This window comes from Collimonas sp. OK412, from assembly GCF_900112135.1.
GTDB classification, from domain to species: Bacteria; Pseudomonadota; Gammaproteobacteria; order Burkholderiales; family Burkholderiaceae_D; genus Collimonas; species Collimonas rhizosphaerae.
In genome coordinates, this window is record NZ_FOLC01000023.1 from 22,837 (window position 1) to 35,316 (window position 12,480).

The 12,480-nt window shown below is 63.2% G+C and carries 10 protein-coding genes; 2 read left to right on the forward strand and 8 right to left on the reverse strand.

Features of this window, described 5'->3' with window-relative positions; all coding sequences use genetic code 11:
- Nucleotides 1–18: 18 nt before the first annotated feature.
- From BM062_RS19835 to BM062_RS19865, 7 genes are all read right to left on the reverse strand, one after another.
- The gene (locus tag BM062_RS19835; protein WP_254785174.1) at nt 19–2,784 is read right to left on the reverse strand and encodes a nitrate reductase; all 2,766 of its coding nucleotides are present in this window, start codon (nt 2,782–2,784) and stop codon (nt 19–21) included.
- Between the two features lie 11 nt (nt 2,785–2,795).
- Nucleotides 2,796–4,037 carry an NAD(P)/FAD-dependent oxidoreductase gene (locus tag BM062_RS19840; RefSeq protein ID WP_092400028.1) on the reverse strand — a complete coding sequence of 414 codons (1,242 nt, stop codon included), beginning with the start codon at nt 4,035–4,037 and terminating at the stop codon, nt 2,796–2,798.
- Nucleotides 4,034–4,381, reverse strand: coding sequence for a nitrite reductase small subunit NirD (gene nirD / locus BM062_RS19845; RefSeq protein ID WP_092400030.1), 348 nt, complete (start codon nt 4,379–4,381; stop codon nt 4,034–4,036). The genes BM062_RS19840 and nirD overlap by 4 nt, the downstream gene beginning before the upstream one ends.
- Before the next feature lie 10 nt (nt 4,382–4,391).
- Nucleotides 4,392–6,950, reverse strand: coding sequence for a nitrite reductase large subunit NirB (nirB, locus tag BM062_RS19850; protein WP_092400032.1), 2,559 nt, complete (start codon nt 6,948–6,950; stop codon nt 4,392–4,394).
- 10 nt (nt 6,951–6,960) lie between these two features.
- Nucleotides 6,961–8,280 (reverse strand): MFS transporter, encoded by a 1,320-nt coding sequence (locus BM062_RS19855; RefSeq protein ID WP_092400034.1) that lies wholly within the window; start codon nt 8,278–8,280, stop codon nt 6,961–6,963.
- A 308-nt stretch (nt 8,281–8,588) separates the two neighbouring features.
- Nucleotides 8,589–9,233 carry a LysE family translocator gene (locus BM062_RS19860; RefSeq protein WP_092400036.1) on the reverse strand — a complete coding sequence of 215 codons (645 nt, stop codon included), beginning with the start codon at nt 9,231–9,233 and terminating at the stop codon, nt 8,589–8,591.
- A 53-nt stretch (nt 9,234–9,286) separates the two neighbouring features.
- Nucleotides 9,287–10,126, reverse strand: coding sequence for an NIPSNAP family protein (locus BM062_RS19865; protein WP_092400038.1), 840 nt, complete (start codon nt 10,124–10,126; stop codon nt 9,287–9,289).
- Between the two features lie 104 nt (nt 10,127–10,230).
- Here BM062_RS19865 and BM062_RS19870 point away from each other — a divergent pair, with 104 nt between their 5' ends.
- Entirely contained in the window at nt 10,231–11,184 is a 954-nt protein-coding gene (locus BM062_RS19870) for a helix-turn-helix transcriptional regulator (protein ID WP_092400040.1), read from the forward strand.
- 203 nt (nt 11,185–11,387) lie between these two features.
- Nucleotides 11,388–11,834, forward strand: coding sequence for a ProQ/FINO family protein (locus tag BM062_RS19875; protein ID WP_175501097.1), 447 nt, complete (start codon nt 11,388–11,390; stop codon nt 11,832–11,834).
- Nucleotides 11,835–11,879: 45 nt separating this feature from the next.
- On the opposite strand, the gene BM062_RS19880 is transcribed toward BM062_RS19875, so the two are convergent.
- Entirely contained in the window at nt 11,880–12,353 is a 474-nt protein-coding gene (locus BM062_RS19880) for a transposase (protein WP_092400044.1), read from the reverse strand.
- Nucleotides 12,354–12,480: the final 127 nt, after the last annotated feature.

The following is a 12,480-nucleotide window of genomic DNA, read 5'->3' on the forward strand; positions in this document are numbered from 1 at the left end:
TCGAGCAAACCGATCCGTTTATGCGGTTTCTTCCGCCAGGATTTCGGTCAGCAGTTTCTTGATCTCGGGGACGCAGGATCCGCAATTGCCGCCCGCCTTCAGGCAAGCGGTCACTTGCGCCACAGTGTTCAGCCCCTCTGCGCGAACCGCCGTGCAGATGGTGTTGCGGCCGACGCCGAAACACGAGCATACGGTAGGGCCGGTATCGGCGCCCTTCGCTATCGGCTGGCCCAGCAGCAGGCCGACCCTGTCGGCGTCTTCCAGCCGGTCCTTGGCGAACAGGCTGGCCAGCCAGGCGCGCGACGGCAGGTCGGGCCGCGGCGACAGGAACACGCAGGCGTCGATGCGGTCGTCCACCACGTGCACGGCGCGATAGATGCCCGCGCTGGCATCCTGGTATTCCAGCCAGTCGGCGTCGGCAACGTCGACATCCAGCAAGCTGGCGGCCCAGGCGCCGTGATCGGCGATCGGGCTGCGGCCGGCCAGCTCGTAGCGGTTGAAGCGCCGGCCCTGGATCCTTGTCCAGTGGGTGACGTCGTCGAGCATCGGCAGCCTGCGGCTCAGCACAAAACCGTACCAGGCCACGCGGAATTCCTCGACCAGCACCGGCGTGTGCTTGAATTCCGGTTCGCCCGAAACCGGATCGACCACCGGATTGACCAGCGCGCCCACCCGCGCATCCGAAGCCGATTGCCCGTTCCAGTGGATAGGCACAAAAATGCTGCCGCGCGCGATGCCGCCGCCATGCTGCACCCGCGCCACCATCGATCCCCAGCGGCTGGCCACGCGCGCCAGCATGCCTTCGCGCACGCCATACAGCAAAGCGTCCTGCGGATGCATGTCGACAAAAGATTCCGGCACGTGGTCGGCCAGCTTGGGCGACTTGCCGGTGCGTGTCATGGTGTGCCACTGGTCGCGCACGCGGCCGGTATTCAGGCTCAGCGGATATTCGCTGTCGGTGGCGTGGCGCGGCGCCCTTGGCACGGTGGCGACAAAGCGCGCCTTGCCGTCGGCATGGGCAAACCGGCCGTCGGCGAACAGCCGCGCCGTACCCTGTTTTTCGCCGGAGGCTGTAGTGACGATCGGCCATTGCACCGGCTGCAAGGCATCGAAGGCGGCCTGGCCGAGGCCGCTCAGGCCGGCCAGGTTGAACATCCGGCGCAGGCCGAAAGCGTCGCCGTTGCGGAAAGCGCTGAGGCGCGCGTGCTCGTCGAACACCTGGTGCGCCGCGCTGAAATCGAAACCTGCGTAGCCCATGCGCTGCGCCACCTGGCACAGGATCTGCCAATCGGCGCGCGCCTCGCCCGGCGCCGGCAGGAAAGCGCGCTGGCGCGAGATGCGGCGTTCCGAACTGGTGACCGTGCCATCCTTCTCGCCCCAGCCCATGGCCGGCAGCAAGACATGGGCAAAGGCATTGGTGTCGGTTTTTTCGATGATGTCGGACACCACCACCAGCTCGCACTTGGCGAGCGCACGCTGCACCTGGTCGGCATCCGGCAGGCTGACCACCGGGTTGGTGGCGATGATCCACACCGCCTTGACGCGGCCGGCCTCGATTGCCTGGAACAGGTCGACTGCCTTCAGCCCCGGCCGCTCCGCCATGCGCGGCGCCTGCCAGAAATCCTGCACGGTCTGCCGATGCCGGTGATTGTCGAGCTCCATGTGCGCCGCCAGCATGTTCGCCAGGCCGCCGACTTCGCGGCCGCCCATGGCGTTCGGCTGGCCGGTGATCGAGAACGGTCCCATGCCTTCCTTGCCGATGCGTCCGGTCAGCAAATGGCAATTGATGATGCTGTTGACCTTGTCGGTGCCGGACGACGATTGGTTGACGCCTTGCGAAAAGGCGGTGACCACTTTTTCATTCGCCGCGAACCATTCGTAGAAAGTCAGCAAGTCTTGCGGATCGAGCTTGCAGCTTTTTGCCACCGCGGCGAGGTCGGCGCAATCGGCTTCGGCCGCTTCCAGCGCGGCGGCCAGGCCGTTGGTGTGCGCTTCGACGAAACCGGCGTCGGCGGCATCGTGGCGCGCCAGGAAACTGAGCAGGCCGTTGAACAGCCAGACATCGCTGCCGGCCTTGAGCGGCAGGTGCAGGTCGGCCAGCTCGCACGTCGCGGTGCGGCGCGGATCGATCACCACCAGCTTCATCTGCGGCCGCGTTTCCTTGATCCTGGCGATACGCTGGAACAGGATCGGATGGCACCAGGCAGTGTTGGAACCGACCAGCACCACCAGGTCAGCCAGCTCCAGATCCTCATAACAGACCGGCACCAGGTCGGCGCCGAACGCGCGCTTGTGGCCGGCTACCGCGGACGACATGCACAAGCGCGAATTGGTATCGATATTGGCGCTGCCGATGTAGCCCTTCATCAACTTGTTGGCGATGTAATAGTCTTCCGTCAGCAACTGGCCGGAGACATACAGAGCGACAGCGTCCGGCCCGTGCTGCTCCACGATCGAACGGAACCCGTGCGCGACCTTGTCCAGCGCTGCATCCCAGGATACGCGCTGCATGGACTGCCGGCCATCGTTCTCGACCAGCATCTGCGGATGCAGCAAACGCCCTTCCAGGTCGACCGTCTCGCCCAGCGCCGAACCCTTGACGCACAGCCGGCCCGCATTCGAGGCATGGCTTTCATCGCCGGCGATGTCGACCTGGCCATCGCCGCCCACTGTGGCGCGCACGCCGCAGCCGACGCCGCAGTATGGGCAGGTGGTCAGCGTGCCGTGCTGCCTGGCGGCCAGCTGGCCGGCGGCAAGCAGGGGAAAAGTCGGGACCTGGTTCATCGGCGCTCCGTTCAGGCAGCCTGGGCGCACAGCGCCTGGCCGAACAGCAACTGGCTGCGCAGCGCCGAAATATCGGTGCGGCGCTGGATCATCTCGAAATACCAGGGACCGTCCTTGACGTCGCCGTACAGCACCGCGCCGACGATATGCGGACCGTTGATCACCAGCCGCTTGTAGACGCCGCGGCGCGGATCGCGCAGCACCAGGTCTTCACTGCCTTCGCCGCCGATGAAGTCGCCGGCGGAATACAGGTCGACGCCGGTGACCTTGAGCTTGGTGGCGGTGGCTTGCTGCACATAGCGTCGATGGCCGGCGCCGGCGAGGTGGGCGCCGCACACGCGCGCCTGGTCCCAGATCGGCGCCACCAGCCCGAAAGTGGCCATGCGGTGCTGCACGCATTCGCCTACCGCATAGATGCGCGGATCGTAGGTCTGCAAAGTATCGTCGACCACGATTGCGCGTTCGCAATGCAGCCCGGCCTGCTGCGCCAGTTCGATATTGGGGCGGACGCCGACGGTCATCACCACCAGGTCGGCCGGGATTTCCGTGCCGTCCTTGAAGCGTACGGCGGTAACCTGTCCGGCGCCGACGATTTCAGCGGTCTGAGCGTTCAGTAAAAAACGCAGGCCCTTCTGTTCCAGCGCTTTCTTCAGCAGGATCGCCGCCGACTTGTCCAGCTGCCTTTCCATCAGGCTGTCCATGACATGCACCACCGTCACATCCATGCCTTGCCGCAGCAGGCCGTTGGCCGCTTCCAGCCCGAGCAGGCCGCCGCCGATCACCACCGCGTGCCGGTGATCGCGCGCCGCCGCCAGCATGGTTTCGACATCCTGGATATCGCGGAAAGCGATCACGCCCGGCAGCTGGTGTCCCGGCACCGGGATGATGAAAGGCTTGGAGCCGGTCGCCAGCAGCAAGCGGTCGTAACGCAGTTCGACGCCTGCGCGCGAACGGACGATGCGGCGCTGGCGGTCTATGCCCGTCACCGGATCGCCGGCATGCAGCGTGATGCCGTGCTGCCGGTACCACTCTGGCGTGTTGAGCATGATGTCATCCATGCTCTTGTCGCCCGCCAGCAGCGGCGACAGCAGGATGCGGTTGTAATTGCCGTGCGGCTCGGCGCCGAACACGGTGATGTCGTACAGGTCCGGCGCCAGCTTGAGCAGCTCTTCGACCGTGCGCATGCCCGCCATGCCGTTGCCGATCACCGCCAGCGCCGGTTTCTTGCTTACCGATGGCGCGCCGGCTGTCATGCCGCGATCCAGACCTGGCCGTCGCCGATGCGGGCCGGATAGGCGCTCACCGAGTGTTCCGGCGCTTCCAGGCATTCGCCGGTTTGCAGGTCGAAATGATGCTTGTAGATGGGCGAAGCGACCACGATGCGTTCTCCCAGGCTGCCGACCAGGCCGCGCGACAGCACCGCCGCTTCGGCGTTGGGATCGTAGTTGCCGATGGCGAACACGCGCTGCTCGCCGTCGAGGACATGGAACACGGCAATCTGCTCGCCGTTGACCAGCGCGCAGACGCCGGTATTCGGCACGATCTGGTCCAGCCGGCAGACGGCGGTCCATTGCTTGCTTTGGCGGTCATTGTGCATCTGGTTTCCTTTAAACGGTTTCGACGACGACCGGAATGCTGATGCGCTTGCGCTCGGTCACCGTGGCCGGGCGGATCTGGCCGCGCTCTTCCACGAACACCACATTGCTGTCGGCCTGGTCGCTGTTGACGAAATGCTGGAAGCGCTTGCGCGTTTCGGCGTCGGTCACGGCTTTTTTCCATTCGCATTCGTAGGTGTCGACTACGTGCTGCATGTCGGCTTCCAGTTCCGCTGCGATGTTCAGCTTGTCCTGCACCACCACCTGCTTCAGGTAGTCGAGCCCGCCTTCCAGGTTGTCGCGCCAGACGCTGGTGCGCTGCAGGCGGTCGGCGGTGCGGATGTAGAACATCAGGAAGCGGTCTATGGTCTGGATCAAGGTCGCCCGGTCCAGGTCCGAGGCCAGCAGCTCCGCATGGCGCGGCTTCATGCCGCCGTTGCCGCACACATACAGGTTCCAGCCTTTTTCGGTGGCGATGATGCCGACATCCTTGCCCTGCGCCTCGGCGCATTCGCGGGTGCAGCCGGAGACGCCGAACTTGATCTTGTGCGGCGCGCGCAAACCCTTGTAGCGGTTCTCCAGCGCAATCGCCAGGCCGACGCTGTCATCCACGCCGTAGCGGCACCAGGTCGAGCCGACGCAGGATTTGACGGTGCGCAGCGATTTGCCGTAGGCGTGGCCGGATTCGAAACCGGCCGCGATCAACTCTTCCCAGATCAGCGGCAGCTGTTCGACACGGGCGCCGAACAGGTCGACCCGCTGGCCGCCGGTGATCTTGGTGTACAGGCCGTATTTCTTGGCGACCTGGCCGACCGCAATCAAACCGTCAGGCGTGACCTCGCCGCCGGCCATGCGCGGCACCACCGAATAAGTGCCGTCTTTCTGGATATTGCCGAGGAAATAATCGTTGGAATCCTGCAGGCTGGCGTGTTCTTTTTTCAGCACGAAGTCGTTCCAGCAGGAAGCCAGGATGCTGGCCGCGACCGGCTTGCAGATATCGCAGCCCAGGCCCTTGCCGTGCTGTTCCAGCAAGGCGCCGAAAGTCTTGATCTGGCCTACCTTCACCAGGTGGAACAGCTCCTGGCGCGAATACGGAAAATGTTCGCAGACATGGTTGTTGACCGCCATGCCCTGTTTCTTCATCTCGGCCTTCATGATCTGCGTCACCAGCGCCACGCAGCCGCCGCAGGATGTGCCGGCCTTGGTGCAGCTCTTCAGCGCGCCGATGCTGGTGGCGCCGCCGCCCACGGCTGCGCACAGGTCGCCTTTCGATACATTGTTGCAGGAGCAGATCTGCGCCGTGTCCGGCAAGGCATCGACCCCGAGCCCCACCCTGGCCTGGCCGTCGGCCTGCGGCAGGATCAGGAATTCCGGCGAGGCCGGCAACTCGATGCGGTTGAGCATCATCTGCAGCAGCGTGCCGTATTCGCTGGCGTCGCCCACCATGACGCCGCCCAGCAGGTATTTGCCGCATTCCGACACCACGATCTTCTTGTAGATCTGCTTGCGTTCGTCGGTGAATTGATAAGAACGGCTGCCCGCTTCCTTGCCGTGCGGATCGCCGATGCTGGCGACATCGACGCCCATCAGCTTGAGCTTGGTGCTCATGTCGGCGCCGTTGAATTCAGGCACCGCGGTGCTGCCGCCTGCCGCCAGCATGTGCTTGGCAGCGATGCGCGCCATGTCGTAGCCCGGCGCCACCAGGCCGAATATGCGGCCGTTCCACAGCGCGCATTCGCCGATGGCGTAGATGTCCGGATCGGAGCTGCGGCAGCTGTTGTCGATCACGATGCCGCCGCGTTCGCCGACCTTCAGTCCGCTGTCGCGCGCCAGTTCGTCGCGCGGCCGGATGCCGGCCGAAAACACGATCATGTCGGTGTCGAGATGGGTGCCGTCGTCGAAATTCATGCGGTGCGTGCCGCTTTTGCCGTCGACGATTTCCAGCGTGTTCTTCTGGGTATGCGCAGTGACGCCCAGCTCTTCGATTTTCTGGCGCAGGATGCGGCCGCCGCTTTCATCCACCTGCACCGCCATCAGGCGCGGCGCGAATTCGACCACATGGGTTTCCAGCTGCATGTCGCGCAAGGCCTTGGCGCATTCCAGTCCCAGCAGGCCGCCGCCGATCACGACGCCGCTGCGCGAGCGCTTGCCGCATTCCAGCATCGCTTCCAGGTCTTCGATGGTGCGATAGACAAAACAATCCTTGCGCTGGTTGCCGGCCAGGGTCGGCACAAACGGATAGGAGCCGGTAGCGATCACCAGCTTGTCGTAAGGCAGCGTGTGGCTGACGCCGTCCAGGTTGAACGTGACGGTCTTGGCGGCGCTGTCGATCTGCTGCGCCTTGGCGTTCAGCTTCAAGTCGATCCTGGTGCGCTCGAAAAATCCGGGCGCCACCAGCGATAGGTCTTGCGCCGATTTGCCGGAAAAGAACGCCGACAGGTGGACCCGGTCGTATGCAGGACGCGGCTCTTCGCACAATACCGTGACCTCGATATCCGGCGCGCCGGCGTCGACCAGGCATTCCAGGAATTTGTGGCCGACCATGCCGTGACCGATGACGATGATTTTCATGGTGCTTCCTTTATGCATTTCTGGTGGCTAGTGCGAGATCGTGCAATTCCTGTTCCTGCGCCTTGTGTTCCGGGCTGAAGCGCACGGCGATGGCGCACAGCGCCGAAATCGTCACCAGCGCGCCGAGCATGGTCAGCGTTTGCTGGGTATCGCCCAGCCCCTTCATCAGGAAACCGGCGGCCACCGCGCCGACATTGCCGCCGGCGCCGATGATGCCGGCCACGCCGCCCAGCGCCTTGCGGTCGATGAACGGCACCAGCGCATAAGTCGCGCCGCAGGCCATGTGGGTGAACAGGCCAAACGTCAGCATCGCCACCACCGCCAGCGCCACGCTGCCGGCGTGGGCAAACCACAGCAAACCCAAGCCCTCCCCCAACATCAGCACGAACAGCAAGACGGCGCGGCTGTCCAGGTTGCCGCGCAACGCTGCGCGGTCGGACAGCCAGCCGCCCAGCGCGCGGGCAAACAGGGCCAGCAAACCAAAGCTGGCGGCGGCCATGCCCGCTCCCTTCAGCGACAAGCCGAAGTGGTCGACGTAATAAATGGCGGCGATGTTGTGAATGAAAATCTCGACGCCGAAACAAGCGCCGTAGGTAACGAACAGCAGCCACACCCGGTAGTTGGCGCTGGCGGCGCAAAAACTGGCCCAGCCGCCCTTTTTTCCGCCCTCTATCGCCACGCCGCGGGCGCGCAAATCGGCGTAATTGCCCTGCGGGCAATCCTGCGTATAGCGCCAGTACAGCGCCGCCATGATCAGCATGAACGCGCCCGGCACCAGCAACGCCAGGCGCCAGCCCATGGTTTCGCTGACACCCAGCATCAGCAACGCCGCCACCAGCAACGGCATCAAGGCTTGCGCCGCGCCGCCGCCGGCATTGCCCCAGCCGGCCGAGGCGGCGTTGGCGGTGCCGACCACGTTGGAGGCAAACATGACCGAGGTGTGATATTGCGTGATGACAAAACTGGCGCCGACTGCGCCGATGCACAGGCGGAAGAACAGGAAACTCTCATAACTCTGCACCATGGCCACGCCGAACACCGGCAGCGCGCCTATCAGCAGCAACCCGGTGTAAGTCTTGCGCGGGCCGTAGCGGTCGCACAGCGGACCGACCAGCAAGCGCACCAGTATCGTCACTGCTACTGCGGCGATATTGATATTGGCGATTTGCGCCATGCTCAGTCCGAGCTGTCCCTTGATCAGCGGCATCAGCGGCGCGCAGGCGAACCATGCGAAGAAACAGACGAAGAATGCCATCCAGGTCAGGTGAAAGGCGCGCATCTGAGGTGTACGCAGGCTGAAGAGTTGGATGCTGGTCGCTTTGTTTGCCATTTTTTGTCTCTTTAAAAACAAAAAGGCGTCCTCTCGTCCCAACCATAGAGTGGTCGGGCCAAGAGGACGCCGTTGTCCAACAGATCCATCATTGGACCTGCGTTAGAAAAGGTCGGATCTTCGTTGATCCTATGGCCTGATCCAGAGCAAACGCCGTGCCACCAACTTAATCTATTGATTTAAAAGGAGTTTTTTATTTTCCAGGGGAGAGGACTTTTGCCCGCCGCGCCGTTGCAGCGCGCAGCGCAGGGGTTTTTGCCTGAAGATGGTGCACTGCACTCTATTTCGGTGCAGCGGCCGTGCGCCGGCTATATCGCCTGCCATCCCTCGATCCCGGTAAATATCCCGGCGGCAATCAGCAATGCGCCGACCGCCTGCGCCGCGACCAGGCTGCCGCGCGGATTGGCGTCGAACCAGTTGCGAGTGCGGCTGGACAGGATGGCAATGAAACCGTACACGCCGGCTTGGGTAAGCGCGGTGATGATCCACAGCACCAGCGCCTGGCTCCAGATCGGTCCGGCGTCGATTTTCAGGAACTGCGGAAATATCGCCAGCATGAAGACATAGGCTTTCGGATTGAGCAGGCTGGTCAGCATGCCTTGGTAAAAAGTGGTCGCGGGCGCCTTGGCCGCCTGCTGCGGCGACGCCGACGCAAAGTGGAAGCCGCTCTTGCTGCGCAACAGCGACCAGCCGATCCAGGCGATGTATGCGGCGCCGGCCAGCAGCACCACGTTGAACAGGCTGGGCCATAGCTTGAGCACCACCGCCAGGCCGAGGGCGCCCATGGTCATGTGGCAAATGCCGCCGGCGACAATCCCGGCCACCGCCGCCAGGCCCGAACGGCGGCCGCCGACCAGGGCGCTGGCCAGCACGAAAGCCATATCCAGCCCCGGCAGGATGATGACGCCGAATACGATCATGAAGTACAGCCAGAGATTGACGGATTGGTTCATGTTGAGGTCTCCTGAAGGTAAAAAAATTGCACGAAGGATCCGCGGCGGCGCGCTTATTCCGCCAGCCAGCGCAGGCGCGAGCGCCTGGTCGGATCAAGGATCACCAGCTCCGGCGCCGACCTGAGCAAACCGTCGCCCGCCAGCTGCCTGGCAGCGCGGTCGGCCAGCGGATAAAAATCGGTTTCCAGCTGCCGGTCGTCCTTGGCGATCCCCAGCCATACCAGGTAGAGGCCGTCGGTCCTGACCGGCAGCTGCGGGAAATTGTTTTTCGCGTCGAGCGTCACCAGCAGCCCGGCCTGGCGCATGCCGGCCGCCTGGTAAGCATCGAAGGCCGACGCGGCCTGGCGCGCAAACAGCTCGACATCATTCGCCTTGAGCGCAAAGATTTGCGCCACCACCACGCCCTGTGCGCCGCTTGTTTCGCGCACCGGGTCAACCGCCGGCAGCACGCTGACGCCGCTGTCCCGGCGCAGCGGCCGCAGCAGCAGCACGTTGTCGCTGTCGACGATCAGGTCGTTCAGCCTGGTCCGATGCTCTTTCCATACCGGTCCGTAGTAGAACGCGCTGTTGACGATGGCGCGCTCATCCATGCTCTTGAAGCCGCGCAGCCAGGTAAAGCCGTCCTGGTTCCCGCGTTCGGAAAACTGGCCAAGCGCCAGCGCGCCGAGTTGCTGGAAGGCTTCCGGGAAAAAACTTTCGAAATAGGCGATGAAGCTGGACCGGCCGCCGCTCTTGACCTGGTAGCGGCGGAATTCGATCACCTGGAAATCGCTGGGATGGCTGATGTTTTGCATGGCTGGCCGCTGGCTGGTTGAAGGAATCGGGCAACCTAGCGCAGGCGGCGCGCCGAGCATTGCCGACAGCAGAAAAACTCCGGCGATGAATCGATACATGGCGGTCCTCCAGCATTTGGTTGGCTTGGATTTTTGTTGCTGGAACCGAAGATAATGTCTATATAGGACATAATTAGCCCTATATATAAAATATCCTGTAAAGCATGTACCACCCAACCACACGCGTGCTGGCAGTGCTGGAACTGCTGCAAACCCATGGCCGGATGAGCGGGGCCGAGATGGCTGCGCGCCTGGAGGTCGACGGCCGCACGCTGCGCCGCTATATCGTGACCCTGGAGGAAATGGGCATCCCGATCACCACCGATCGCGGACGCCACGGCGGTTATGCGCTGGTCGCCGGCTTCAAGCTGCCGCCCATGATGTTCACCGACGACGAAGCGCTGGCCTTGTCGATCGGCTTGCTGGCGGCGCGCAGCCTGGGCCTGGCCGAGGCGGCACCGGCCGTGGCGAGCGCCCAGGCCAAGCTGGAGCGGATCATGCCGGCCAACCTGAAGCGCCGGGTCAGCGCCGTCGATGAAACGGTCAGGCTCGACCTGTCGCAAGCCGTCTCGCCGGCCGACAACGCCGCCCTGGTTGCGCTGAGCACGGCGGCGCAAAACAGGCAGCGGGTGCACCTGCACTACCGCAGCGCCATAGGCGGCGACAGCGAGCGCGATTTCGACGCCTATGGCCTGGTGTATCGCGGCGGCCGCTGGTATGTGGCCGGCATGTGCCACCTGCGCAAGGACCTGCGCTCATTCCGGCTGGATCGCATCGGGCAGGTGCAGCTGCTGGAACAGCGCTTTATCCGCCCCGCCGATTTCGACGCCCTGGCGCACCTGGCGTTTTCGGTAGCCACCATGCCGCGCGCGTTTGCGATAGAGGTATTGCTGAAGACCGATCTCAAGTCGGCGCGCGATCATTTGTCCGACGCCATCGGCATCTTCGAACAGGCGGGAGACGGCGTGCTGGTCCACAACCAGTCGGACGACCTCGACTGGTTTGCCCGGCAACTGGCCCGGCTGCCGTTCGCATTCGAGATCCGCCATCCGCCGGAACTGCGCGACGCCGTCAAGACCTGCGCGCAAAGATTGCTGGCGCTGGCCGCGTTAGAGTGACGCCTCGCAATATTGACAGTATGTCGCGGGCTCAATGCACAGTAGACTGGTTGTGATGTAGATTCGCAACTTCGCGGTTCTCCGCAGAACAACAAGCCACGGAAAAAATCGCGCTCCAGGCCGCAAAACATAGCGGCGGCAAGAGTTTGGCGGCTTCTCCGTGATATCCTGACCGATCTAAAAACACACTGCTTTTGTTGTCAATGAATACACCTGCTGTCGTCACCACTCCGAACCCTGTCCAAACCGCGCGCGTCCTGCTCAAGGAACTCCAGGAAAAATTCGCGGTATTCCGCGATTACCAGCCGCTTGCGATCGGTATCGACAAGCAGCTCATCGCGCTGTCGCCGGAACTCAACCGCAAGACTTTGCGCATAGCGCTCGGCATGCATACCAATTCGCTGCGTTATCTCAAGGGCATGGAAAAGGCGACGCACAGGTTCGACCTCGAAGGCAACAGCACGGACGAAGTGACCGAAGTCCATCGCTCCCATGCAACCGAGACGCTGCGCGAACGTTTCAAGAAAAACGCTGAACAGCGCAAGGCCCAGCGCGCCGCCGAAGCGGCACAGGAAGCCGCCGAAAAGGCAGCGCGCCAGCATGCGGAAAAACTGAACCAGCTGACTGCCAAGTTCTCGCGCAACCGCTGATCCGCCGCGCCGCCCCCCCCCAGCTCCTGCACAGGCGGCTCCGGCTTATTTACGGGTCAGCAGCCAGATCCAGCTGGAGCCGATATTCTCCAACATGATTTCCTCGCTTGAAGCATGCAGCCTGGGCTCGGTCGTTTTTCCCAGCATCGAGAGGTATGCTTCCCGGCTGCTTTTATTTTTCAGCCTCTGCGTTGCGCGCCGGGTATAAGTATCGCCAAACGCCACAACCCTGCTCAGCATGCCGTGCAGGTCCCGGTCATCGGCCAGCTCGTCTGCCAGACGCCGCCAGATACCTGCCTGGTTCCAGCGCATGAAACGCACGTAAGCGGTCTGCCAGCGGCCGAATTCCGGCGGCAGCGCCGACCACTTGGAACCGTTATCCACCACCCAGAAAATGGCTCGCAGGAACAAGCGGTTGTCGCGGCCGGTGGCACCGGGATCGGCGTCACCTCCCAATAGCAACGGTTTCAGTTTTTGCCAATGCTCTTCTCGAAGATCCATATCGTCCAAATCGTCCATATCGTGCCTTGATGATGTTTATCAAATTGCCCGATACATTTTTGATCATTTCGATTGAAAAATACATAAGGAATGGCCTAATCCAGGGACGGCAAACGCCCTTGTTTTTTCTGGACAGCACATCGCG